General features: G+C 61.5%; 20 protein-coding genes and 1 tRNA gene. 10 read left to right on the top strand and 11 right to left on the bottom strand.

The window, feature by feature from the left end; all coding sequences use genetic code 11:
* Positions 1–176: 176 nt before the first annotated feature.
* Positions 177–1,586, bottom strand: coding sequence for a helix-turn-helix domain-containing protein (locus ABID44_RS07030; protein ID WP_354150975.1), 1,410 nt, complete (start codon positions 1,584–1,586; stop codon positions 177–179).
* A 189-nt stretch (positions 1,587–1,775) separates the two neighbouring features.
* On the opposite strand from ABID44_RS07030, the gene ABID44_RS07025 reads away from it, so the two are divergent.
* From ABID44_RS07025 to ABID44_RS07005, 5 genes are all read left to right on the top strand, one after another.
* A complete protein-coding gene (locus tag ABID44_RS07025; protein ID WP_354150974.1) occupies positions 1,776–3,308 on the top strand; it encodes an acyl-CoA carboxylase subunit beta in 1,533 nt (510 codons plus the stop codon).
* Positions 3,309–3,327: 19 nt separating this feature from the next.
* The gene (locus ABID44_RS07020; RefSeq protein ID WP_354150973.1) at positions 3,328–3,609 is read left to right on the top strand and encodes a hypothetical protein; all 282 of its coding nucleotides are present in this window, start codon (positions 3,328–3,330) and stop codon (positions 3,607–3,609) included.
* A gap of 25 nt (positions 3,610–3,634) precedes the next feature.
* The gene (locus tag ABID44_RS07015) at positions 3,635–5,638 is read left to right on the top strand and encodes an acetyl-CoA carboxylase biotin carboxylase subunit (protein WP_354150972.1); all 2,004 of its coding nucleotides are present in this window, start codon (positions 3,635–3,637) and stop codon (positions 5,636–5,638) included.
* 34 nt (positions 5,639–5,672) lie between these two features.
* Positions 5,673–7,811 carry a methylmalonyl-CoA mutase gene (gene scpA, locus ABID44_RS07010; RefSeq protein WP_354150971.1) on the top strand — a complete coding sequence of 713 codons (2,139 nt, stop codon included), beginning with the start codon at positions 5,673–5,675 and terminating at the stop codon, positions 7,809–7,811.
* 250 nt (positions 7,812–8,061) lie between these two features.
* On the top strand, positions 8,062–9,069 hold the full coding sequence (locus ABID44_RS07005; RefSeq protein ID WP_354150970.1) for an isopenicillin N synthase family dioxygenase: 1,008 nt from the start codon (positions 8,062–8,064) through the stop codon (positions 9,067–9,069).
* 16 nt (positions 9,070–9,085) lie between these two features.
* On the opposite strand, the gene ABID44_RS07000 is transcribed toward ABID44_RS07005, so the two are convergent.
* The 3 genes from ABID44_RS07000 to ABID44_RS06990 form a co-directional block, all read right to left on the bottom strand.
* Positions 9,086–10,312, bottom strand: coding sequence for a PQQ-dependent sugar dehydrogenase (locus ABID44_RS07000; protein ID WP_354150969.1), 1,227 nt, complete (start codon positions 10,310–10,312; stop codon positions 9,086–9,088).
* Positions 10,313–10,452: 140 nt separating this feature from the next.
* Positions 10,453–10,731, bottom strand: coding sequence for an usg protein (locus ABID44_RS06995; protein ID WP_354150968.1), 279 nt, complete (start codon positions 10,729–10,731; stop codon positions 10,453–10,455).
* A gap of 311 nt (positions 10,732–11,042) precedes the next feature.
* Positions 11,043–11,954 carry a LysR substrate-binding domain-containing protein gene (locus ABID44_RS06990; RefSeq protein WP_354150967.1) on the bottom strand — a complete coding sequence of 304 codons (912 nt, stop codon included), beginning with the start codon at positions 11,952–11,954 and terminating at the stop codon, positions 11,043–11,045.
* A gap of 109 nt (positions 11,955–12,063) precedes the next feature.
* Here ABID44_RS06990 and ABID44_RS06985 point away from each other — a divergent pair, with 109 nt between their 5' ends.
* The 3 genes from ABID44_RS06985 to ABID44_RS06975 all read left to right on the top strand — a co-directional run bounded on the left by ABID44_RS06985 (position 12,064) and on the right by ABID44_RS06975 (position 15,544).
* Positions 12,064–13,254: an acyl-CoA dehydrogenase gene (locus ABID44_RS06985; RefSeq protein ID WP_354150966.1), complete on the top strand. Its 1,191-nt coding sequence runs from the start codon at positions 12,064–12,066 to the stop codon at positions 13,252–13,254.
* Between the two features lie 59 nt (positions 13,255–13,313).
* A complete protein-coding gene (locus tag ABID44_RS06980; protein WP_354150965.1) occupies positions 13,314–14,447 on the top strand; it encodes a CaiB/BaiF CoA transferase family protein in 1,134 nt (377 codons plus the stop codon).
* 341 nt (positions 14,448–14,788) lie between these two features.
* Positions 14,789–15,544 carry an NYN domain-containing protein gene (locus ABID44_RS06975; RefSeq protein WP_354150994.1) on the top strand — a complete coding sequence of 252 codons (756 nt, stop codon included), beginning with the start codon at positions 14,789–14,791 and terminating at the stop codon, positions 15,542–15,544.
* Positions 15,545–16,019: 475 nt separating this feature from the next.
* On the opposite strand, the gene ABID44_RS06970 is transcribed toward ABID44_RS06975, so the two are convergent.
* Together ABID44_RS06970 and ABID44_RS06965 are read right to left on the bottom strand one after the other, a co-directional pair.
* Positions 16,020–16,172 (bottom strand): hypothetical protein, encoded by a 153-nt coding sequence (locus ABID44_RS06970; RefSeq protein WP_354150964.1) that lies wholly within the window; start codon positions 16,170–16,172, stop codon positions 16,020–16,022.
* Between the two features lie 554 nt (positions 16,173–16,726).
* Positions 16,727–17,074 carry a hypothetical protein gene (locus ABID44_RS06965; RefSeq protein ID WP_354150963.1) on the bottom strand — a complete coding sequence of 116 codons (348 nt, stop codon included), beginning with the start codon at positions 17,072–17,074 and terminating at the stop codon, positions 16,727–16,729.
* 199 nt (positions 17,075–17,273) lie between these two features.
* On the opposite strand from ABID44_RS06965, the gene ABID44_RS06960 reads away from it, so the two are divergent.
* Positions 17,274–18,002 (top strand): GGDEF domain-containing protein, encoded by a 729-nt coding sequence (locus tag ABID44_RS06960; protein WP_378226879.1) that lies wholly within the window; start codon positions 17,274–17,276, stop codon positions 18,000–18,002.
* A gap of 373 nt (positions 18,003–18,375) precedes the next feature.
* On the opposite strand, the gene ABID44_RS06955 is transcribed toward ABID44_RS06960, so the two are convergent.
* The 4 genes from ABID44_RS06955 to ABID44_RS06940 form a co-directional block, all read right to left on the bottom strand.
* Positions 18,376–18,681 carry a hypothetical protein gene (locus ABID44_RS06955; protein ID WP_354150961.1) on the bottom strand — a complete coding sequence of 102 codons (306 nt, stop codon included), beginning with the start codon at positions 18,679–18,681 and terminating at the stop codon, positions 18,376–18,378.
* Positions 18,682–18,925: 244 nt separating this feature from the next.
* Positions 18,926–19,240 carry a hypothetical protein gene (locus ABID44_RS06950; RefSeq protein ID WP_354150960.1) on the bottom strand — a complete coding sequence of 105 codons (315 nt, stop codon included), beginning with the start codon at positions 19,238–19,240 and terminating at the stop codon, positions 18,926–18,928.
* A 129-nt stretch (positions 19,241–19,369) separates the two neighbouring features.
* Positions 19,370–20,467, bottom strand: coding sequence for a helix-turn-helix transcriptional regulator (locus tag ABID44_RS06945; protein WP_354150959.1), 1,098 nt, complete (start codon positions 20,465–20,467; stop codon positions 19,370–19,372).
* 517 nt (positions 20,468–20,984) lie between these two features.
* Positions 20,985–21,061: transfer RNA gene (locus ABID44_RS06940), tRNA-Met, on the bottom strand.
* Positions 21,062–21,288: 227 nt separating this feature from the next.
* On the opposite strand from ABID44_RS06940, the gene ABID44_RS06935 reads away from it, so the two are divergent.
* Positions 21,289–22,251: a Gfo/Idh/MocA family protein gene (locus tag ABID44_RS06935; protein WP_354150958.1), complete on the top strand. Its 963-nt coding sequence runs from the start codon at positions 21,289–21,291 to the stop codon at positions 22,249–22,251.
* A 37-nt stretch (positions 22,252–22,288) separates the two neighbouring features.
* Here ABID44_RS06935 and mnmA read toward each other — a convergent pair whose 3' ends face one another.
* Entirely contained in the window at positions 22,289–23,476 is a 1,188-nt protein-coding gene (mnmA, locus tag ABID44_RS06930) for a tRNA 2-thiouridine(34) synthase MnmA (protein ID WP_354150957.1), read from the bottom strand.
* Positions 23,477–23,615 lie beyond the last annotated feature (139 nt).

The raw sequence follows: 23,615 nt of genomic DNA, 5'->3' as shown, positions 1-23,615 counted from the left end.
GGCGAGAAGGAGACCGGCGGCGGGCGCGAGAGCGGCTCCGACGCCTGGAAGGCCTATATGCGCCGCGCCACCAACACCATCAACTACTCCAAAGAGCTCCCCCTCGCACAGGGCGTGTCATTCGATATCGAATGAGGATCTGACATGGCAAAAAGGCGGCGGCGACGCCGCCTTTTTCATTCCAGCCTGTAGGGCACCGGCGAGCGCAGATCGTGATCGACATGCAGGCGGCGCTTGAAGGGCGGAGTGGCGCGCTGGTCGCAATTGGCGCGTTCGCAGATCCGGCAGGAAATGCCGATCGGATCGAAGGCGGCGCGGTTGGTGAGGTCGAGCCCGTCCGCATAGACGAAGTCGCCGGCATAGGTGACCTCGCAGCCAAGCGCGATCGCGTAGCGGCGGCGCGAAGCGCTGAAGCCGCCGCCGGACTTGGCGATTTCAGTGGCCACGCACAGATAGCGCACGCCATCCGGCGTCTCGGCCAGTTGCCTGATGATGCGGCCGGGCAGTTCGAAGGACTGGTGCACGTTCCACAGGGGGCAGGCCGCCCCGAAGCGGGCGAATTGCAGCTTGGCGGCGCTGTGGCGCTTGGTGATGTTGCCGGCCCGGTCGAAACGGGCGAAGAACACAGGCACGCCCTTCATGCCCGGCCGCTGCAAGGTGGAGAGCCTGTGCGCCACCTGTTCGAGGCTCGCGCCGAAGCGGGCGGCAAGCAGTTCCAGATCGTGACGCAGTTCGCGCGCGGCGGTCAGGAACGCCTGATAGGGCAGGGTGACGGCCCCGGCGAAATAATTGCGCAGACCGATGCGGCAGATCTCGACCGATTCCGGCGAGCGGAATTCGGCGCGGCGTGCGATGGTGTCGATCTCCGTCTTCAGTTCCAGAGAGGCAATCTGGTACGCCATCTGGAAATGGCGTGTCGAGGCGGGTGAATAGGCGTTGAGATAGAGAAGCTTGGACGAGGGGTCGTAGCGGCGCAGAACTTCCTCACCTTCAGCCGCCTTGAGGATGCGCACACCATGCCGCATTTCCAGATGGGCGGCGAGCGCCGCGCCCGTTTCCGCATCCGGAACGCCGATGGACTGGGCCAGCTTCTCGCCGGCCATGTCGATTTCGTGAATGTAATTGTCCATGAAGTGGAAGAAGTCGCGCACCTCCTCATAAGGTGTGGGATCGGCCAGCCCGCTGGTGCGCGACATCTGGTCGAAGCCTGCAAGCTGTTCGCTGTTGCGGCGGTAAGCCTGATGACAGGCAATCAGCGCATGGGCGAGACCGGGCGCATTTTGCACCACCAGCTTGAGTTCCTGCATGCCGGGCGAATAGTTCTCGAAAAGCGGATCGGCCAGCGCTTCCGACAAGGCGGAAAGCAGGCGGTCGCTGCTGCCGGCCGAAAGCTCGGACATCTCGATCTGGAATTTCTCGGCCAGGGCCAGAAGCACGGTGGCCGAAACCGGACGCTGGTTGTTCTCGATCTGGTTCAGATAGCTGGTCGAAATGCCCAGGCGTTCGGCGAAAGCGGCTTGTGTGTGGCCATGGGCGAGGCGGGATTCGCGCACCTTGCGGCCGATATAAAGCTTGCCTGTTGACATGTTCGCATTTTCACAATTCGCAATTTGCAACATTCTATACTATGCAAATCCACCCGTTCCAGCATTTTCTTGGGCGTCGCTTCGATCTAGTGGAGCATGAAAGAAGCCGGCTCAGTGTGCCGGTCAGGGAGAGACCATGCCGACAATGCTTTTCGTGCCTGTTCTCCGATCTGTTGGGGAGAGCCGCTGATGCGCAACGTTCTCGAGCAACTGGAGGCCCGCCGCGCCGAAGCCCGCCTCGGCGGCGGCCAGCGGCGCATCGACGCGCAGCACGCCAAGGGCAAGCTGACGGCGCGCGAGCGCATCGAGGTGCTTCTGGACGAGGGCTCCTTCGAGGAGTTCGACATGTATGTCACCCACCGCGCCACCGATTTCGGCATGGCCAGCCAGAAAGTGGCGGGCGATGGCGTGGTGACCGGCTGGGGCACCATCAACGGCCGGCTGGTCTATGTGTTCAGCCAGGACTTTACCGTGCTCGGCGGCTCGCTGTCGGAAACTCATGCGCAGAAGATCTGCAAGATCATGGACATGGCCGTGAAGAACGGCGCGCCGGTGATCGGGCTCAACGATTCCGGCGGCGCGCGCATCCAGGAGGGCGTCGCTTCGCTCGCCGGTTATGCCGATGTGTTCAAGCGCAATGTCGACGCATCCGGCGTGGTGCCGCAGATTTCGGTGATCATGGGGCCGTGCGCGGGCGGCGCGGTCTACTCGCCGGCCATGACCGATTTCATCTTCATGGTGCGCGACTCATCCTACATGTTCGTCACCGGGCCGGACGTGGTGAAGACCGTCACCAACGAGATCGTGACGGCCGAGGAACTGGGCGGCGCACGCACCCACACGCAGAAATCCTCCGTCGCCGATGGCGCGTTCGAGAACGATGTCGAGGCGCTGGAGGGCGTTCGCAAGCTGTTCGACTACCTGCCGCTCAACAGTCGCGAAAAGCCGCCGGTGCGGCCCTTCCACGACGACCCGGCCCGCATCGACATGAAGCTCGACACGCTGGTGCCGGATTCGGCCAACAAGCCCTACGACATGAAGGAACTGATCGCGGCCATCGCCGATGAGGGGGATTTCTTCGAGATTCAGGAGGCGTTCGCGAAGAACATCATCACCGGCCTGATGCGTATCGAGGGCGAGACGGTGGGCGTCGTCGCCAACCAGCCCATGGTGCTGGCCGGGTGCCTCGACATCGACTCCTCGCGCAAGGCTGCGCGCTTCGTGCGTTTCTGCGACGCCTTCAACATTCCGCTGCTGACGCTGGTGGATGTGCCGGGCTTCCTGCCCGGCACCGCGCAGGAATATGGCGGCGTCATCAAGCATGGCGCGAAGCTACTGTTCGCCTATGCGCAGGCCACGGTGCCTATGGTGACGCTGATCACCCGCAAGGCCTATGGCGGGGCTTATGACGTCATGGCCTCCAAGCATATCGGCGCCGACATCAACTATGCCTGGCCGACGGCGGAGATCGCGGTGATGGGCGCCAAGGGCGCGACCGAGATCCTGTACCGCTCGGAACTGGGCGACGCGGAGAAGATCGCGGCGCGCACCGCCGAATATGAAGAGCGTTTCGCCAACCCCTTCGTGGCGGCCGAGCGCGGCTTCATCGATGAGGTGATCATGCCGCATTCCTCGCGCCGTCGCATCGCGCGCGCCTTTGCCGCGCTGCGCACCAAGCGCGTGGAAGGCCCATGGCGCAAGCACGATACGATGCCGCTCTGAAAGCCGGATCGAGGAAGCGATGGACAAGCCGAAGCTGACGCCGGAGGAGGCCCGCAAGGACCACTGGCGGATGCTGCGCTTCATGGCGGTGAACGCCGCGCTCGGCGCGCTGATCGGAGCGCTGACAGCCATCGCCATCATCTGGCTCGATATAGGGGGCATCGGCGCGCGCATCGACCGGGCGGCAAACCCGGTCATTCCGGTTCTGCTGCTGGTGGCGCCGTTCGCCTTCGTGTTCGGCGGCGTGGTCACGGCCTCGGCGCTTCTGATGATGCCTTATGAAAAGAAATTCAAAGAGTGAACTTATGGGGACTGGAGACGGGCTGATGTTCAAGAAGATCCTCATCGCCAATCGCGGCGAAATCGCCTGCCGGGTCATCCGCACCGCGAAGAAGCTCGGCATCAGGACGGTCGCGGTCTATTCCGACGCCGACCGCGATGCGCTGCATGTGCGTCAGGCCGATGAGGCGGTGCATATCGGGCCGGCCCCTTCGTCGCAGTCCTATATCGTCATCGACAGAATCCTCGAAGCGATCCGCAAGACGGGGGCTGACGCCGTTCATCCGGGCTATGGCTTCCTCTCCGAGAACGCCGCTTTCGCCGAGGCGCTTGAGCAGGAGGGCGTCGCCTTCATCGGCCCGCCGGTGAAGGCCATCGAGGCCATGGGCGACAAGATCACCTCCAAGAAGCTGGCGGCGGAAGCCGGCGTCAATACCGTTCCCGGCCATATGGGTTTGATCGGAGACGCGGATGAGGCGGTGCGCATCGCCTCCCAGATCGGCTATCCGGTGATGATCAAGGCCTCGGCCGGCGGCGGCGGCAAGGGCATGCGCATCGCGTGGAACGACGCCGAAGCGCGCGAGGGCTTCCAGTCGTCGAAGAACGAGGCGAAATCCTCCTTCGGTGACGACCGCATCTTCATCGAGAAATTCGTCACCCAGCCGCGCCACATCGAAATTCAGGTGCTTGGCGACAAGCACGGCGACATCCTCTATCTCGGCGAGCGCGAATGTTCGATTCAGCGCCGTAACCAGAAGGTCATCGAGGAGGCTCCCTCACCCTTCCTCGATGAGGCCACTCGCAAGGCCATGGGCGAACAGGCCGTGGCGCTGGCACGCGCGGTCGGCTATTTTTCGGCCGGCACGGTCGAGTTCATCGTCGATGGCGAGCGGAACTTCTACTTCCTCGAAATGAACACCCGCCTTCAGGTCGAGCATCCGGTGACCGAGCTGATCACCGGCATCGATCTGGTGGAGGAGATGATCCGGGTGGCGGCCGGCGAAAGGCTGCGCATCACCCAGAGCGATGTGAAGCTGAACGGCTGGGCCATTGAAAGCCGCCTCTACGCCGAGGACCCCTATCGCAATTTCCTGCCCTCCATCGGCCGCCTGACGCGCTATCGCCCGCCTGCGGAGGGGAGACGGGAGGACGGCACCATCATCCGCAACGACACCGGCGTGTTCGAGGGCGGCGAAATCTCCATGCATTACGATCCGATGATCGCCAAGCTGTGCACCTGGGCTCCCGATCGTCTCGGCGCGGTCGAGGCCATGGGCCGCGCGCTTGATGATTTCGAAGTCGAGGGAATTGGCCACAATTTGCCGTTCCTGTCGGCGGTGATGGATCAGCAGCGATTCCGTGAGGGCCGGCTGACCACGGCCTATATCGCCGAGGAGTTTCCTGACGGGTTCGCCGGCGTCACGCCAGACCCCGATCAGGCGCGTCTGCTGGCGGCTGTCGCCGCCTTCGTGCATCTGAAGAGCGCTCGCCGTGCGGCGCAGATTTCCGGCGTGCTCGCCAACCATCCACGCGCCATCGGCAAGGATTGGGTGGCTTTGGTGGACGATCAGGAGTTCGCGCTTGCAGTGACAGAGGGCGAGAGCGGCGACGTCATCATCTTCGGGGATGGGCCCAGCGTGAGCGTGTCGAGCGACTGGATGCCCGGCGCCAGCCATGCGGGTTTCGTGGTGGATGGCGAACCGATGGGCGTGAAGGTCACGCTCAACGGTTCCTCCATGCGCCTGCGATGGCGCGGCGTCGACGCAAAGGCCTATGTGCGCAGCCCGCGTGTCGCCGAGCTTGCGCGGCTGATGCCCGTCAAGCTTCCGCCCGATACGTCGAAGATGCTGCTGTGTCCCATGCCCGGCGTGATCACTTCCATCGCCGTTCAGGAGGGTGACGAGGTGCAGGAAGGGCAGGCGCTGGCCACCGTCGAGGCGATGAAGATGGAAAATGTGCTGCGCGCCGAAAAGGGGGGCAAGGTCAAGCGCGTCGCCGCCCAGCCGGGCGTGAGCCTCGGTGTCGATGAACTCATCATGGAGTTCGAATGATGAACGGATTCGATTTCATGTGCGGGAGGCTTTGATGACCGGACCCAGGATCGACCGATGGCGGGCTCTGGCTGAAAAGGAAGTCAAGCGCGACCCTGACACGCTGAAGTGGAACACGCCGGAAGGCATTCCGGTCAAGCCGCTCTATACGGCTGACGATCTGGCCGCGGTCGACCATCTGGACAGCCTGCCGGGCTTCGCGCCCTTCGTGCGCGGGCCGCGCGCCACCATGTATGCCGGCCGTCCGTGGACGATCCGCCAATATGCCGGCTTCTCGACGGCGGAGGAATCGAACGCCTTTTATCGCAAGGCCCTGGCGGCGGGCCAGCAGGGCGTGTCGGTCGCCTTCGACCTCGCCACCCACCGCGGCTATGACAGCGACCATCCGCGCGTGGTCGGCGATGTCGGCAAGGCGGGTGTCGCCATCGATTCCGTCGAGGACATGAAGATTCTGTTCGAGGGCATTCCGCTCGACCAGATTTCGGTGTCGATGACCATGAACGGCGCGGTAATTCCCGTGCTCGCCAATTTCATCGTAACGGGCGAGGAACAAGGCGTGCCGCGCGGCAAGCTGTCGGGCACCATCCAGAACGACATCCTCAAGGAGTTCATGGTCCGCAACACCTATATCTATCCGCCCGAGCCTTCGATGCGGATCATCGCGGACATCATCGAATACACCTCGAAGGAGATGCCGAAGTTCAACTCCATCTCCATCTCCGGCTACCATATGCAGGAAGCCGGCGCGACGCTGGTGCAGGAACTGGCCTTCACGCTGGCCGACGGGCGCGAATATGTGCGCGCCGCACTGGCGAAGGGGCTCGACGTCGATGAGTTCGCCGGGCGTCTGTCCTTCTTCTTCGCCATCGGCATGAACTTCTTCATGGAGGCGGCCAAGCTGCGCGCCGCGCGTCTGTTGTGGACGCGCATCATGCAGGAATTCGAGCCGAAGAAGCCGTCCTCGCTGATGCTGCGCACCCATTGCCAGACGTCGGGCGTGTCACTTCAGGAGCAGGACCCGTACAACAACATCGTGCGTACCGCCTATGAGGCGCTGGCGGCGGCCCTGGGCGGCACGCAGTCGCTGCATACCAACTCCTTCGACGAGGCTATCGCGCTGCCGACGGAATTTTCATCCCGCATCGCCCGCAACACCCAGCTTATCCTCCAGCACGAGACGGGCGTGACGAAGGTGGTCGATCCGCTGGCCGGCTCTTACTATGTCGAGAGTCTGACGAAGGAGCTTGCCGACGCCGCCTGGAAGCTGATGGAGGAGGTCGAGGCCATGGGCGGCATGACCAGGGCGGTCAACGAGGGCCTGCCCAAGCGCCTGATCGAGGAGGCGGCCACCCGCAAGCAGGCGGCCATCGACCGGGGCGACGAGGTGATCGTCGGCGTCAACAAGTATCGCCTCGAAACCGAGGACGACATCGACATTCTCGACATCGACAACAAGGCGGTGCGCGAGGCGCAGATCGCCCGCATCGAGCGCACACGGCGCCAGCGCGACCCGAAACGTGCGGAAGAGACGCTGGCGCGCCTGCGCGAGGTGGCGCGCTCCGGACAGGGCAACATCCTCGAAGCCGCCGTGGAGGCGGCGCAGGCGCGCGCCACGCTGGGCGAGATTTCCGACGCCATGCGTGATGTCTTTGGCGATCATTCGGCTGTGCCGAAGGTGGTGAGCAAGGTCTACGGGCCAGCCTATGAGGGCGAGCCGGAATACGAGAACCTCGTTGATCGACTGGACCAGTTCGCCAGCGCGCTCGGTTCCTCGCCGCGCATCATGGTGGCCAAGCTCGGTCAGGATGGTCACGACCGTGGCGCAAAGGTTATCGCCTCGGCCTTCGGCGACCTCGGCTTCGAGGTGATCGCCGGCCCGCTGTTCCAGACGCCGGATGAAGCGGCCGACCTCGCGGTCAAGTCGAAGGTGCAGGTGGTCGGCATGTCGTCGCTGGCGGCCGGCCACAAGACGCTGGCGCCGCAACTGGTGGAGGCGCTCAAGGCGCGCGGCGCGGATGAGGTCATCGTCGTCGTCGGCGGCGTCATTCCGCGTCAGGACTACCAGTATCTGCTCGACCATGGCGTCGCCGCCGTGTTCGGCCCCGGCACCAATGTGCTGGATGCGGCCCGCGCCGTGCTCGACCTTATGGAAGGCAAGCGCCGCAACATATGAGGCAAGCGTCGCCGCTCCGGAGGCGGCGAGCCCCTTTCCGCATGCCTGATGGGCCTGCCCGTTCAGCCCGTCGGCCTGACAAGCAAAACGTTTCCATGACAGGCGGCGCGATTAGCACCCATTGTCGCGTAAGGCGACAATGGGTGGGCTGCTGTTTCTTTTCTCGATGCTGGCCGTCCCCGATCATGCGGCGACAGATCGGCCGCAGAATTTGGCGGCTTCATCGAACAGGCAGCGGAAGGAGGCACTCATGGCCCGTCTTTTCCCCATTCTCGATCTCTCGCTCTTTGAGCAGGGGCCGGCGGCGCGCACCACTTTCCTGAGGGATCTGCGTTATGCGGCGCGCGATGTCGGCTTCTTCTATCTCGACGGGCACGGCATCACGCTGGACGAGATCGATCGCCTGTTCGAGCTTTCCCGGCAGTTCTTCGATCTGCCGGCGCAGGAAAAGCTGCGCATCGAAATGGTGAACTCCTCGCAGTTCCGCGGTTATACGCGGGTGGCTGGCGAACGCACGCGCGGGCAGACGGACTGGCGCGAGCAACTCGACTTCGGCATCGAACGCGAGCCCGTGCCCCAGAACGGCAGGCAGCCGGCCTGGACAAGGCTGCACGGGCCGAACCAGTGGCCGGAAGCGCTGCCGCAACTGCGCCCGGCGGTTCTCGACTGGCAGGCCAAGGTGGCCGACGTGGCGATCCGGCTGCTGAAGGCTTTCGCACTTTCACTGGAGCAGCCGGAAGACGTCTTCGAGCCGATATACGGCGAGGGCGCCAATCACCGCATGAAGATCGTGCGCTATCCGGGCCGCGAGCGGACGGACGACGATCAGGGTGTCGGCGCACACAAGGATGGCGGATTCCTCACCCTGCTGCTGCAGGACAATGTCGGCGGTCTTCAGGTCGAATATGGCGGCAAATGGGTTGATGTCGAGCCGGTGCCGGGAACGCTGGTGGTCAATATAGGCGAGCTTCTGGAACTGGCCTCCAACGGCTATCTGCGCGCAACGCTGCATAGGGTGGTGACGCCGCCGCGCGGCGCGGAGCGCTATTCTGCGCCATTTTTTTTCGGCGCGCGTCTGGACGCGACGATCCCGCTGCTCGACCTGCATGAGGAACTGGCGGCCGAAGCCAAGGGGCCTGCCAGCGATCCTGAAAATCCGCTGTTCCGCGATGTCGGGGTCAACGTGCTGAAGAGCCGCCTGCGCTCGCACCCGGACGTGGCTGAACGCCATTATGCGGATTTGCTGAAGGCCTCATGAAGCCTTCAGCGCCGGATCAGTCGTGGGCCGGTGTCAGGCGGATCAACTCGCCATTGGTCTCGTCGGTGAGGATCATCACCGCTCCGTCCTTCGCCACGGCGACGTCGCGGATACGCGCATATCCCTCCAGATAGCGCGCTTCTCCGGTGACGCGATTGTTCTCCAGGGTCAGCCGCACCAGGGCCTGCCCGCGCAGCGCGCCGATCAGGGCGCTGTCCTTCCACGATGGAAAGACGTCGCCGTCATAGAAGACAAGGCCGCTTGGGGCGATCACCGGGTCCCAATAGTAGATCGGCTGCTCCATGCCTTCCTTCTGCGTCAGGCCCTCACCGATCGGTCCGCCCCGGTATTCAAGGCCGTAATTGATGACCGGCCAGCCATAGTTCTTGCCGGCTTCCGGACGGTTCAGTTCGTCGCCGCCGCGCGGGCCATGCTCCACCGTCCAAAGCGCGCCGTCAGGGCCGATCGCCGCCGATTGCAGGTTGCGATGGCCATATGACCAGATTTCCGGACGTCCGCCTTCGATGTCCGGATTGCCGGCCGCCGGCCCGCCCTCGGGGTCGATGCGCAGGACCTTGCCGATATGCGTGCCGATGTCCTGAGCCAGCGGCCGCGCATCCGTCACCGAGCGGTCGCCCGTCGTCACGAACAGCGCGCCCTGGTCGTCGAAGGCCAGCCGGGAGCCGAAATGCGCTTCCGATCGCCAGCCCGGCTCCTGCCGGAAGATGACGCGGACATCTGTCATCTCGCGTCCGTCGGGCGACAGCGTGCCTGTGGCCACCGAGGTTCCGTTGAGACCGTCCGCGCGCGGTTCGGCATAGCTCCACCAGACGCGCCGCGTCTCGGAAAAATTGCTGCGCACCACCACATCCAGAAGCCCGCCCTGTCCGCTCGAAAACACCTCCGGCAAGCCTGCGACCGGATCGGAGACGCCGCCATCCGATCCGACAATGCGCAGGCGACCCGGCTTTTCGGTCACCAGCCAGCTTGCGTCCGGCAATTCCGCCATGCCCCACGGGTTTTCCAGCCCGCTGGCGATGACGGTGCGGTCGAGCTTGATCTCGTCGGCGATGACCGGAGCGCGGGTCTGGCCCTCGAAGGCCGGACGATAATCCGTGTTCGGTCCGGCGGAATTGAAATCACGGGTCCATACCACGGCGCCGGAGGCGAGAACGACGGCAATCGCGGTCGAGAATGCCAGAAGAAAGGGCCGGCGAAGGATGAAGGGGCGGGTTGAACTCATCGAATTTCTCCTTCTGCGGTCATCAGGTTTCAGACAATACCTCCCAGACGACGCCGCACCAGAGTCTTCTTTCTGGACGGCCGCCCGGCATCGCTGTAAAATCCCGTTACCGCCAGGCAATCCAGCCCCTGCCGCACGATTCAGTGAATGGTCAGGATGCCGTCAACCGCGCGCCATTCCGAGGCTCTGATGAGATGGTGATGGGCGACCCGCACCGAGTGCAACGGGCCGTCCAGCTCTCGTGTCCAGTAGTCCAGAAAACCCCTCAACTCGGGAAAGTGCGGCGCAAGATCATATTCCTGCCAGATGTAGAGCTGAAGCAGGCTGGGGTGGTCTGGCATATGGTAATGGATTTCAGCCGTGGTGAGGCCATAGCCGTTCATCTGAAGCTGAAAATCCCTGCTGGCCGTGGTCGCCATTTGCGCATCCTTCCACACGGCCGGGGCTGGCTCTGAAGAACCGCGCCTGCATCCCGGCCGCCAGGCGACGGTTGGATGCGGGTGGTGCGAAGCTCTGGCCCGGCGCGGCGGCGGTGCTCCATCTGCTCCTTGAGCCGCCCGATCTGTACGCGGCCACCCACTTTGAAAAGTGTGGCCCAACATCCCGTAAAATCAAGAGCCGAATACTTCAGGGAACAAAAACTTCGTGATTTCACGGCACTAGCAGTCATACATTGCGAGTGCCGATGCTCGCCGCCCGGTTCCGGCGCGTGGTGGCAAGGGGGGCGCCATCATCTGCCATTTTTCTGGAACAGCTCGATCTGCCCTGTCAGCCATCTGCGGAAATAGCGCACGCCGGCGTCGGCGGTCTTTTCCTGCGGGGTGACGAAGTAATAGGCGCTGGCGCTCTCCACGGGCAGGTCGAGCGCCTTGACGAGCTGGCCGCTGGCCAGTTCGCTGTCGATGAGAAATGACGGCATCAGCGCAACGCCGAGACCGGCACGGCAGGCTTGCGAGACATTCATGAACTGTTCGAAGCGCATGCCTTCGCGGTAATGGTCCGCTATGCCGAAATGTAAAAACCAGAGTTTCCAGGCGTGAGGGCGCGATGCCATCTCCAGCAGCGGCACCTTCAGCAAGGAAGCGGGGTCGCAGATGCGGTTCTGCCGAAGGAAATCCGGGCTGCAAACCGGCGCCACCATTTCCTTCAGCAGAAGACGACAGTCGCAACCCGGCCAGTCCGCCGTGCCGACATGGATGGCCGCGTCCAGATGCTCCTGGTCGAAATCGAAATGGCCGATCCGGGTTGAGAAGCTGAGCGTCATTTCCGGGTGGCTTCGCACGTAATCCGGAATGCGCGGCAGCAGCCAGCGCGTGCCGAAGGTTGGCGGGAAAGCCAGCCTCAAAACGCTTGAGGCGCTTTGCGCCATGGCTTCCAGCGACAGCACCCGCATGCGTTCGATGATGTCCGCCACGCCTTTTGCGTAACGCTCGCCGCGTCCGGTCAGCCTTACACCCTTGTTGTTCCTGACGAAGAGCGTCACTCCCAATTGCTCTTCCAGCGCCGCGATCTGCCGGCTGATGGCGCCGGGCGTGAGATTGAGCGCTCCGGCCGCCGCCGAAAAGCTGCCGAGCCTCGCCACGGCGTCGAATGCCGTGAGCGATGCCGTTGAGGGAACGAGGCGGCGTTGCAGATTGCTCATTGCTTTGCATAAAACTCAAAGTGAATTGAGTAAATATGGCTTGTGCCGCCGTTCATCAATGTTCACTGTCACCGGCAAAAATCAAGTGCGCGCACAATCGGGAGCAGCCATGAGCAAGACATCCTTCATCTGGAACGATCCGTTCCTTTTCGACGATCAGCTGAGCGACGAAGAGCGGATGATCCGTGACACCGCCAAATCCTTCGCCGACGAGGAACTGAGGCCGATCATCGAGACCGCCTATATGGAGGAAAAGACGGATCCCGAGCTGTTCGCGAAGATGGGGTCGACGGGCCTGCTTGGCGTCACGTTGCCGGAAGACTATGGTGCGGCCAACGCCAACTACGTTTCCTATGGCCTTGTGGCGCGCGAAATAGAGCGTGTCGATTCCGGATTCCGCTCGATGATGAGCGTGCAGTCCTCGCTGGTCATCTATCCGATCTATGCCTACGGCTCGGAAGAGCAGCGCAGGAAATATCTGCCGAAGCTCGTTTCGGGCGAGTGGATCGGTTGCTTCGGCCTGACCGAGCCGGATGCCGGCTCCGACCCCGGCGGCATGAAGACCCGCGCCGAAAAGATCGAGGGCGGCTATCGCCTCAATGGCTCCAAGATGTGGATTTCCAACTCCCCGATCGCCGACGTGTTCGTCGTCTGGGCCAAGCTGAAAGGCGAGGACGGCAAGGACGCCATTCGCGGCTTCGTGCTGGAAAAGGGCATGAAGGGCCTTTCCGCACCGAAGATCGGCGGCAAGCTTTCGCTGCGCGCCTCGATTACCGGCGAGATCGTGATGGATAGTGTGGAAGTAGGCGAAGACGCGCTGCTGCCCAATGTTTCGGGCCTGAAAGGTCCGTTCGGCTGCCTCAACCGGGCGCGCTACGGCATTTCATGGGGCGTGCTGGGCGCGGCCGAAGAGTGCTGGACGCGCGCGCGCCAGTATGGCCTCGACCGTCATCAGTTCGGCCGGCCGCTGGCCGCAACGCAGCTTTATCAGAAGAAGCTTGCCGACATGCAGACCGAGATCGCTCTCGGCCTTCAGGCTTCGCTGCGCGTCGGGCGTCTGATGGACGAGGGCAGGCTTGCGCCGGAAATGATCTCCATCGTCAAGCGCAACAACTGCGGCAAGGCGCTGGATATCGCGCGTGTGGCCCGCGACATGCATGGCGGCAACGGCATCCAGATCGAATTCGGCGTCATGCGCCATGCGCAGAACCTGGAGACGGTCAACACCTACGAAGGCACGCATGATGTGCACGCCCTCATCCTCGGCCGCGCCCAGACCGGTCTTCAGGCGTTCTTCTAAGGGGAATCAGGGCCGGCGTCGAACAGCGCCGGCCCCAAAGTTTCAACCAGGGCAGCAGCATGAAATATCCGCTCGAAGGTGTGCGCGTCGTTGAACTGGCGCGGATTTTGGCTGGCCCGTGGGCAGGCCAGACACTGGCCGATCTTGGCGCGACCGTGATCAAGGTCGAGGCGCCGGAGGGCGACGATACGCGCCGCTGGGGCCCGCCCTTCATCGAAAGCGGCGACGACAGGGCGGCCGCCTATTTCCATGCCTGCAACCGGGGCAAGAAGAGCATCACCGCGGACTTCCGGTCGCCCGACGACCTTCAGCGGGTGAAGGATCTGATCGCGCAAGCTGATGTCGTCATCGAGAATTTCAAGGTCGGCAATCTGGCCAGGTTCGGGCTCGACTACGAGACGCTTAAAGCGATCAATCCGCGCCTGATCTACTGCTCGATCACCGGTTTCGGGCAGGATGGCCCTTACGCCCACCGCGCCGGATATGACTTCATCATTCAGGGCATGGCCGGGCTCATGCATCTGACCGGCGAGCCGGAGGGCCAGCCGCAAAAGGTGGGCGTCGCCTTCGCCGATATCTTCACCGGGCTCTATTCGGTGATCGCGATCCAGTCAGCATTGATCATGCGCGAGACGACCGGTCGCGGCCAGCATATCGACATGGCGCTGTTCGACAGCACGGTCGGCGTTCTGGCCAATCAGGCCATGAATTATCTGGCTTCCGGCGTTTCGCCAAAGCGTCTCGGCAACGCCCATCCCAACATCGCGCCCTATCAGGTGTTCCCGGTTTCGGATGGATATCTCATCATTGCCTGCGGGAACGACGGCCAGTTCGCCAAGCTGACCGCCGCGCTCGGTGTGGGCGACATCGCAACCGAGGAGCGGTTCGCGACCAACCCGCTACGCGTTCACAACCGCACGGCGCTGACCGACATCCTGGAGGCGCGGACGAAGACATGGCTCCGCGACGAACTTCTGGCGGCGCTGGAACAGGTTGGCGTTCCGGCAGGACCGATCAACACGCTTGAAGATGTGTTTTCGGATCCGCAGATCGTCCATCGCGCCATGGTGGTCGAGAATGACGGCGTGAAGGGCGTACGTTCGCCGATCAGCTTCTCTGAAGCCGAGCTTTGCGTGTCGCACAGGTCGCCGCAACTCGGCGAACATAATGGAAGCGGATTCGAGCGCGACTGAGCCATTGGGATTGCTCCCCCTCGGTGTTCGCCTTGTAAGCGTGTTGCCGTCATAAACGCGGAACGAGCGCTTCGGGCCGATATCGGCATGTCGTCTCCGGCGCTTGAGGTTCGGATCGCACGTTCCTAACTGTTGATCGGGGAGCAAATGCGGGAGAACAGCTCGCCATCCTCGACACGGCCCAGCGCGCCGACGACAATGAGCTTCGGGAGCTTCTTTGGGGGAGGAGGGGTGTGTTGCCGGACGCGGCAGCTCTCCTATAAACTCTCGTCTGCGTCCCTGATCATCATACCGGCGTTTACCGCACCGTGAAGCTGCGTCCTCTTCGGCGAAAGAATCTCATGATATCCGAACCCAGATCACCCCGTCTTGCCGTTCTCATCGATGCCGACAACGCCTCCGCGAAGATCGCGGACGGTCTGTTCGAGGAGATCGCCAAGATCGGAGAGGCGAGCGTCCGGCGTATCTATGGTGATTTTTCGGGCGTCCGGTCGAAAGCGTGGGCGGAGGTGCTGTCGAAGCACGCGATCATCCCCCAGCAGCAATTCGCCTACACGACCGGGAAGAACGCCTCCGATATCACCTTGGTCATTGATGCAATGGACCTTCTCCATAGTGGGCGTCTTGATGGGTTCTGCCTGGTTTCTTCCGACAGCGATTTCACCCGCCTTGCCGCGAGAATTCGCGAGCAGGGCGTCGACGTGTTTGGTTTCGGTGAGCAGAAGACGCCGGAAAGCTTTCGGCAGGCCTGCCGGCGGTTCGTCTACACTGAGAACCTGCTGTCTTCCACACCCGGAAACGGGACGGAATCTGCGCCGGGCGCGAAGTCGCTCCAGCCGCCGTCTGCAGCGGTCCCAATTCTTCGTAAGGTGATCGCGCAGATGGAAAATGAGGACGGTTGGGTGCCGCTCGGAGCGGTCGGCACGCATCTTGCCAATCTCGCATCCGACTTCGATCCGCGCACCTTCGGATTCCGAAAACTGAGCGATCTTGTCCGCAAGACCAATGCATTTGAGATCGATCACCCTCAAGGAGGTTCGCTGCGTATCAGGATCAAGCTGCAGGAAATGAAGGGGCCGAAACCGAAGACCGTCTAGTTGGCCTCTCGACTATATCGACGAAGACGACAGAAGAAGGCTTCCTGGCCAGTGGGCCGCATGGCAGGCCAAACCGAAGCGGGCAGGGTCGCTTCTAGTCCTTCTGTAAGAAAAACGGCCTGTCGCGTAGTATGGCCGAGCGTCGTGTAGATCGTGCCTTCAAAGCCGTTGCGGACGCGATCCTTAAAAACGCTCAATTGTTACAAGGCCCGAACTGGACGCGGGTGATGCCAATGATGCCGAATTCGCGTATCGAGATTGGCAAGACGGCGACAGTCACGGCCTGGATGGCGCCGGATGCGCCGCCGAGGCACATTCCGGAGATGCTTGAGCAGGGCAGGCAGTATAGTTTCTTGGACTGTTGTCGTCAGACCCGCCCCGGTCAGGCGGGTTTTTCATTTCCAGTTTCAGGTCGCCATTCCGCTATCGGATGCCAGCGGGCCCGACGCGGGTAGCTCCCCTGTTACCGGACGGTCTAATCCTCGACAGGATGAGACGCCGCCGCACCATCTTCTGGATTATCCCGCTCTTTGGCCGCCGCTTTTGCAGCAAGCTTTTCAGCCTTCTTGGCAGCTTTGGCGCGATCGCGCTCTTTGCGCTCCTGGTTGTAGTTTGGTGGTCTCGCCATCCTCGTCCTTTCTATGTTGCTGACTGCCTAGTGCGATACGCGGCATAACGCAACCTGGCGCACCGGAGTTACCCAAGGGAACGGTGAAGCGGGTAAATGCGAATGGGTCAGGGGAGATCGTAAGTCGTGATCATTGGCATGAGGCCGTATCGCGCTCTCATCCTGGCTCGTTCCAGAGATTGCCGCCTGACGTCTTTGGAATGGCGCGCTGCAATCTCACGAAAGGTGTTTGAGGCTTGGTACGGCCCGCAATCTGAGCAGTGGATCTCGATGGAATCTCCCGCCCGGACGGAAGCGTGTTTTGCGGGCGCATTGCAGATCAGGCAGGCTGACGACGACTTCACCATTCCATCACCTCCAGAATTGGACCTGAGGGAACCATAGATGGGGTTGGCCTACAAGCGGCCGCTGACGACCGGTCTATCTTGGGCAGCGGCGCAGGAACTGAGCTGAACTCTTGAATTTGATCCGGCTCGCGATCTGCCCTTCGGTAAGAAAAGGAAACCTCAAGCCGGATCCTGCTGATGGCGCTCTGCCTGTTCCTGGAAATTTCCCTAGCTGGTGGTGATTGCCGTATTGCAGGATATCGCTAGCGCGCTATTGGGCTTTTCGGATCCAAGGGGAGTTGCCCAACCTGCCTTTTCGATAATGCCACGACGTTCATAGGCGCTTGCTCCTTTGAGTGCGGCAAGGACTTCCATTGAGTTCGGAGCGGTTTTGGATTGGGCGACGCAATAGGGGGTCATCACGGATACGATAGCGTCAACACTGGCTTTGTCCGCCATTTTCTCGGCTGTGCCGCCGGTGACCCAGCCACCCCAGGTAAAGCCTATGATCGCCAGGGCAATGGCTCCCGCGCCCGCGCCGTAAACGGCGGGTTTGGTCCATTCAGGAATGTTCATAGTGGTGTCCGATCTTTGTTAGGACAGGCGCGCAAGATTACGTGCGAGACGAAAACCGTATCACATAATTGTTGCAAGCAGTAATAAATCGGCAAGTGCACGAGAATCCGATCCTGGGAGCACATGCCCCGGCGTCGTTAGCACGGGCGTTACTTTCTTCGTGCAGTATGGTTTTTCATGCGGCGATGCGGCGGGCGATTTGAAATTACCTTCCCGATACGTGCTGAAGCGAACCGTGCAGGTCACATTGATCGCAGCAGCCATTTCTATCTCGATCTCCACCGGTCTTCGCCTTCTTGTCGGGGCGAAGGCAGACACGATTACTGTGCTTGTGCGGCTGTTGCTCCCATTCTTGATCGCACCACCCATCGCGATTCTATGGTTCGGCCGACTGGAAGCATTGGAGACAGCCTATCGCAATCTCCTCAAGCAGACGACTGATCTGGCCAAGCGCGCAAATACCGACCCCCTAACCGGGCTTCTCAACAGGCGCAGCTTCGAGGAACAGTTCAATTCCGCGATGGCTCACAAGGTGGCAGGCAAATTCTTGATAGCCGATATCGATTACCTGAAAGCCATTAATGACGAATACGGCCATCTGGTAGGAGATGACGCAATTATCGCTACCGCTGTGGCTTTGCAGGCGACTCTGGGTGATGAAAGTCTGATCGCGCGGATAGGCGGAGACGAGTTTTGTGCATTCATTCCTCGCCTCGAAAAAAGCAGCATGGATCAGTTGCTGACTGAAATTAGTGTCGCAGCAGATCGGGAGTTCGTCCGCAGGAGAAGTTTGGCGGACCTGAAGCTGTCTATTTCCGTCGGGCATCAGAAATGCAAGCCGAGCACGACGTTCAGAGAAATGATGGAGCAAACGGATAGTGATCTTTATCGGAAGAAGCGCAGCCGTTCGACCGCCGCCGCGATTTGAAAGCTGGCGTGATCGCCGAGCCTCGTGCTCACCTTCCTCGCCGCTCCGCTGAAGCCGAGCAGCACCCAGTCTCTACCGCGACAAGCACTGGTGCGGTTCGCACGGCATCCGCCAGCAGTCGCTGGTCCGCGACCTCTAAACATGCCAGCGCTGCAATAGCCTGATGGTCGCCGGTAACCGGCATCATCCCCGCGCTGCAGTCGTCAGGCGTCGCACAAAGGCGACGAGATCCTGTTCTTCGAACTGGAGAACAGGGAAGCCGTTTGCAGGTCCTGCCACGACGCGCTGATCCAACGGGAGGAAGCGCGCGGCTACACGATTGGCAGCGACATCGACGGCAGGCCTGTGGATCCGAACCATCCAACCGGTAATATTACATCTCGTCGTTGTAGGGTTCTTTCATTTGCCCGACCATCCTTGTCAGGGCTGAGAACGAGGGCAAGTCGGCTTCGGTCTGACACTGATTGGCGAGTTGCAGAAGCCTGATGGGGAAGTTGATGGCGTCACGGTTGGAGGTGGACAATTCATCTGCCCTGTTCTGATCGGTCTCGTTGGCCTCAGCCTTGCGTAAAGCGGTGTCGATGTCCTCCGCCGACAGAATGCCTTTTCGGACCAATGCATGATTGACCGAGGCGATGGCCATCAACAAGCCTTCAAGTTGCAGATTGGCGACGTTCATTGCTGGATCTCCCATTTGTGAGACGACAACGCGTGAGGAGCCAAGCCGATCCGAAACGGGAGGTCAAAAGTCCGGACGCGATCGACCCGGAGACCCGCGCTCCCCTCCGTTTTCCCCGAGACCGTTTTCAGAACAGAAACCTGGGGCCATCCCGACGGGATGAAGGGTCATGAACGTAATCGAAGGCTCTGGCTCCATCGTTGATGAGCAGAACTGTCGACTTTCATTCTGAAGGTCTTCGTCTTCAGTTGAATGGAAAGCGCTTTCCGCCGCTGTTGATCAGGAAATACTTCTTTCCTGATTTGACAATGCGGTCGCAGCGGCTGTTTCCAGCGTCGAATTTCACGCAAATCTTGCCGGCGGAAACGGTGTATTTTCCGGGCGAGCCGCCATTGTAGCTGTAGCGGCCATCAGCGCCGTATCGCAGCTTTGCGCCTGAAGAATTAATCGTCTTGCCGGCAACCAGCGCTTTTAGCTCCGCGGCAGGCACTGGGGTGTCCGCAGCAAGTGCAACATGCGGCATAAGCAGCATGGCTGCGCATATGATGATCCGTCTCATGTCTTTCCCTCCGCTTACATAGAGAGGGGATCAAAGCAGGGACAGGCCGACTTCACATCACCCAAGTTGGTGAGAGGTGCTCAAAATCTCGATCTGCGACCACGAAATTGGGCAACCGCTAGTCTCGTTTCAGCCGACCGGTCGGATACTCATGACGGCTGCGACAAATTCAGCCTGACGCGCCATTCCTGATTTCGACAGGATCGACTTGATGTGGCTGCGGATGGTTTCCGGGCTAACGGAAAGCATTCCAGCGACTGCCGGCACGTTGCCGCCGGTCGCAAGACAGCGGGCGACACGGGCTTCGGCCGGAGTAAGATCGAACAAACCCTGGATCGTTTCTGCGGCGGGAACGCGCTTCCTGTCGACCGGGGTTATGATGAGAAAGAACGCTGCACGTGAAAATAGATCGCGGGCATTGCCGCGTACTGGCACCAGGTGCACGATGGCGGCAGGCGCATTGCCCAATTGCGGCAGCGGGAACGACCGGCTCAAAAAGGCTGAAGGTCCAGCACTGTCCTCCGCCCGCGCGATTGCTTCCGTCATAAACAGGTTGGCCGGGCGGTGGGCGAACAGCAGGCGATCGAACGCTCCCAGCTTCACCTGAGGTGCAAATTCTTCGAGCAGTGAATTGACCGCCAGAATCTGGCCGTCGAAGCCAATAACTGCGGAGGGCAGACCTGTCATTTGCAGCGCTTCAACGGCTGCCGTGATGCGCCCGAATTCGAGGCGGCTGGATGTCATAGCCGAGCGGGCAAGATGTGGTCGCAGCAAGTCGAGATAGTCGATACCCTTGCGATCCACGGGTCCGTTGGCCAGTTTCTTCTCCACGGAGAAGATCAGATTGTCGCCATTCGGAACTGTGATAGCCGTCGCAGCGCCAAATCCATAGCCGCTCGGCTTCATAAGTTCCGTATAGATCGGATACTGGTTGTATTCTTCCTTCGTGAAGTGTTCCGCCTCGTTCTGGAACCCATGATGCGGGACTGCCAGCAAGCGTTCGGCTCGCGGATTGCGACTGGTCCAGTTCTCTTCGACGATGCGATTAATTAAGCCCATGATGCCGGCGGACGCAAGCCACCGACTGCTTGCGGCGCGTGTATTGAAGAGCACCGTTCCTTCCGCACCAATCGCGCGAGCCATGTTGTCCAGAACAACTGACCAGGTTTCTGGCACAAAAGCCGCCTCGTAGATCAGATCGAGTGCTTTCGAGACGTCCTGATGCACTACCCCTATCTACCCCCTGCCCAAGGAGCGAGAGACGTTCCCCCTCCCAGCAATATTGGCATGGCGGTGTCCGTTTTGAAACATGGCCCCGCTGAGACTAGATTCCTTGCATTGCATGGAGATCGCCAAGCTCAGGCTTGGTGAACCGTGATCGTCAGAATTGGCCTCGCGGCCCTTGGGTTACACTGACGAGTTTATCGACAAGAGCTTTCGCCGCGGTCGAACGCGACGACGACTATGAGCTTCGGGCGCTTGGTTTGGGATAGGAGGTGATCGGCCATGGCTTTGCCTCCCGCCTTCCGAGCCCTCCGTCCGGTTCTAGCGATGCCTTACTGGCTCGCTCGCATGACAGATGGCGGCTTCCGCTGTTCGACCGGGGGCGCGAGTACGAATAGCCGCGCCTCAGTCAAAATCCTTTAAAATCAAGGATTGTCAGTCGCAACATGAACGCGACAGGCAAGAGGCAAATTTGCCCGATTGGCGAAGGTTATAAAATTGATTTTATTCAGGAATTTGATGGTAGCGGAGGAGGGACTCGAACCCCCGACACAAGGATTATGATTCCTCTGCTCTAACCGACTGAGCTACTCCGCCCCGGCGCGTGATGGTTCGATTTGCGGCTCGTTGCCGGCGAACCCTCGCGAGGTCGGGCGGATATAAGGGGGGCATGGCGAGCCTGTCAAGCATGCAAACGACTTGTTCGAGGGGCGAAGCGATCTATTTTTGAAATGTATGGAACCGCGCAACCTTGAATGCGCGGGGTTGAGTTCAGATCGCCTCGCCGCTATGTGTCAGCCACGAAAATTTCGAGTCCACGATTGATGAAACCGCGTATTGCCGTCCTTGGATGCGGATACTGGGGCAGCAACCATGTCCGCACCCTCAAGGCGCTCGGAGCCCTCTACGCGGTTTCCGATGCCAATCGCGATCGCGCCGAAGGCTTCGCCAGCGAGCAGGAATGTCTGGCGCTTGCGCCGGACGAGCTTTTCGAGCGAGGGGAAATCGACGCCATCGTCATGGCCCTGCCGCCGCAGTTCCATGCCGAGACCGCCATCCGTGCCGTCGAGGCGGGCAAGGACGTGCTTGTGGAAAAGCCCGTGGCGCTCACCGTCGAGGATGCCGAGCGCGCCGTGAAGGCGGCGAAGGACAATTCCCGCGTCTATATGGTTGGCCATGTGCTGCGTTTCCATCCGGCTTTCGAGAAGCTCAAGGCTCTTGTCGATGAGGGTGAACTTGGCGACGTGCGCTACATTCATTCGCATCGGCTCGGCCTCGGCAAGTTCCATACCGAAAACGATGCGCTTTGGGATCTCGCCCCGCACGATTTGTCGATGATCCTCGCCATTACGGGCTCCGCCCCGGTGGAAGTGCACGGGGAAGGGGCGGCGGCGCTCGATCATCTGAGCGATTTCGCGCATCTCCATATGCGTTTCCCGGGCAATTTGCGCGGCCACCTGTTCGCGTCGCGCCTCAATCCCTATCGGGAGCGGCGGCTTACGGTTGTCGGAACCAAGGGAATGGCCGTGTTCGATGACGTCGAGCCCTGGGAGCGCAAGCTGGCCGTCTATCATCACTCCATCTGGCAGGACAGCGGCCAGTGGGCGTTCACCGCCGACGAGCCGCACTACATCGCGGTCGAGCAGGGCATGCCGCTGACGCGCGAACTGGAGCACTTCATCCAGTGTATCCAGACACGGGAAGAGCCGCGCACGAATGGCCAGGAGGCAATCCGTGTGCTTCAGGTGCTGACGGCAGGCACGGTGCGCCACCAGGGCGCGTCATAGGAAGCGTTTCCCCTGTTCCGGCCTTTTCCGGGTGTGATCAGCCCTGCGCCCGCGCCGGCGTCGCGCCAAGACGGGACAGCATGGCCTCGGCCTCAGCGCCGCGTTCCGAGCGACCGATGAAGCCGCCGCCCAGCACGCGTGCTTCGTCGCCATCGTCGGAATAGAGCACGCAGGCCTGTCCGGGGGCAACGCCGGATTCGCCATCGACCAGTTCGACTATGGCCGCGTCTTCGTGCTGGCGAAGAACCGCCGGGCGGGGAGGACGAGTGGAACGCACCTTGGCGAAAAGCTCCACGCCTTCGGCCGGGATTTCCGTCAGCGGTGTATCGCCCAGCCAGTTCATGTCGCGCAGGTGAATCCGGTGCGTTTCCAGCGCTTCGAGCGGTCCCACGATGACCCGCGAACGCTCGGAATCGAGGTGGACGACGTAGAGAGGCTCGCCGGAGGCGACGCCTATACCGCGACGCTGGCCAATCGTGTAGCGCACAATGCCGTCATGCCGGCCAAGCACCCGCCCATCGATATGGACGATGTCGCCGGGGCTTGCCGCTCCCGGCTTCAGCCTGGCGATAATGTCGGAATACTTGCCCTGCGGCACGAAGCAGATGTCCTGACTGTCCTGCTTGGTGGCGACAGACAATCCCATTTCCTCGGCCATCGCTCGTACGGCGGGCTTGGGGAGATCGCCAAGGGGAAAGCGCAGGTAGTCGAGCTGCTCCTGCGTGGTGGCGAACAGGAAATAGCTCTGGTCACGGTCGGCGTCGAGCGGGCGGTAGAGCGCCCTGTGCGCACCATTGGCGCGTGAGCGGATATAGTGGCCGGTGGCCAGCGCGTCGGCGCCCAACTCCCTGGCCGTGGCCAGAAGATCCGCGAACTTGACGGTCTGGTTGCAGGAAACGCAAGGGATCGGCGTCTCGCCATGCACATAGCTTTCGGCGAAAGGGTTGATCACCGCCTCGCGAAAACGCCGTTCATAATCGAGCACATAATGCGGGATGCCCAGCGTTTCCGAGACCCGGCGAGCGTCATCGATGTCCTGCCCGGCGCAGCACGAGCCAGGCCGGTGGGTGGCTGCGCCATGATCGTAGAGCTGCAGCGTCACGCCGACGACATCATAACCTTCCCGTTTGAGCAACCCGGCCACCACCGAGGAATCGACGCCGCCAGACATGGCGACGACGACACGCGTGTCCTGCGGGCGTGCGGGAAGGTCAAGGCTGTTCATCTCTTCATTCCAAACAGGATACGAGGGCATTGCATTCCGGTTTGCCGGATACGGGCCTGTCGCGCAAATATAGGACAGGCCTGAATGGCTTGCCAGACCGGTTTTTCCGTTAACCGGCGGCCCGCAAAGCAGCTTTCAC

This window comes from Aquamicrobium ahrensii (assembly GCF_040545755.1).
Taxonomy (GTDB): Bacteria; Pseudomonadota; Alphaproteobacteria; order Rhizobiales; family Rhizobiaceae; genus Mesorhizobium; species Mesorhizobium ahrensii.
The sequence above is the reverse complement of the archived record's forward strand: the minus strand, read 5'-3'. Positions and strand labels throughout refer to the sequence as shown.

Coding starts and splice junctions, on each gene's coding strand:
- ABID44_RS06950 (WP_354150960.1), bottom strand. CDS start 19,240: ATGAGACGGATCATCATATGCGCAGCCATGCTGCTTATGCCGCATGTT.
- ABID44_RS07015 (WP_354150972.1), top strand. CDS start 3,635: ATGTTCAAGAAGATCCTCATCGCCAATCGCGGCGAAATCGCCTGCCGG.
- ABID44_RS07000 (WP_354150969.1), bottom strand. CDS start 10,312: ATGAGTTCAACCCGCCCCTTCATCCTTCGCCGGCCCTTTCTTCTGGCA.
- ABID44_RS07020 (WP_354150973.1), top strand. CDS start 3,328: ATGGACAAGCCGAAGCTGACGCCGGAGGAGGCCCGCAAGGACCACTGG.
- ABID44_RS06975 (WP_354150994.1), top strand. CDS start 14,789: ATGATATCCGAACCCAGATCACCCCGTCTTGCCGTTCTCATCGATGCC.
- scpA (WP_354150971.1), top strand. CDS start 5,673: ATGACCGGACCCAGGATCGACCGATGGCGGGCTCTGGCTGAAAAGGAA.
- ABID44_RS06985 (WP_354150966.1), top strand. CDS start 12,064: ATGAGCAAGACATCCTTCATCTGGAACGATCCGTTCCTTTTCGACGAT.
- ABID44_RS06970 (WP_354150964.1), bottom strand. CDS start 16,172: ATGGCGAGACCACCAAACTACAACCAGGAGCGCAAAGAGCGCGATCGC.
- ABID44_RS07005 (WP_354150970.1), top strand. CDS start 8,062: ATGGCCCGTCTTTTCCCCATTCTCGATCTCTCGCTCTTTGAGCAGGGG.
- ABID44_RS06955 (WP_354150961.1), bottom strand. CDS start 18,681: ATGAACGTCGCCAATCTGCAACTTGAAGGCTTGTTGATGGCCATCGCC.
- ABID44_RS06990 (WP_354150967.1), bottom strand. CDS start 11,954: ATGAGCAATCTGCAACGCCGCCTCGTTCCCTCAACGGCATCGCTCACG.
- ABID44_RS06980 (WP_354150965.1), top strand. CDS start 13,314: ATGAAATATCCGCTCGAAGGTGTGCGCGTCGTTGAACTGGCGCGGATT.
- mnmA (WP_354150957.1), bottom strand. CDS start 23,476: ATGAACAGCCTTGACCTTCCCGCACGCCCGCAGGACACGCGTGTCGTC.
- ABID44_RS06995 (WP_354150968.1), bottom strand. CDS start 10,731: ATGGCGACCACGGCCAGCAGGGATTTTCAGCTTCAGATGAACGGCTAT.
- ABID44_RS07030 (WP_354150975.1), bottom strand. CDS start 1,586: ATGTCAACAGGCAAGCTTTATATCGGCCGCAAGGTGCGCGAATCCCGC.
- ABID44_RS07025 (WP_354150974.1), top strand. CDS start 1,776: ATGCGCAACGTTCTCGAGCAACTGGAGGCCCGCCGCGCCGAAGCCCGC.
- ABID44_RS06935 (WP_354150958.1), top strand. CDS start 21,289: ATGAAACCGCGTATTGCCGTCCTTGGATGCGGATACTGGGGCAGCAAC.
- ABID44_RS06965 (WP_354150963.1), bottom strand. CDS start 17,074: ATGAACATTCCTGAATGGACCAAACCCGCCGTTTACGGCGCGGGCGCG.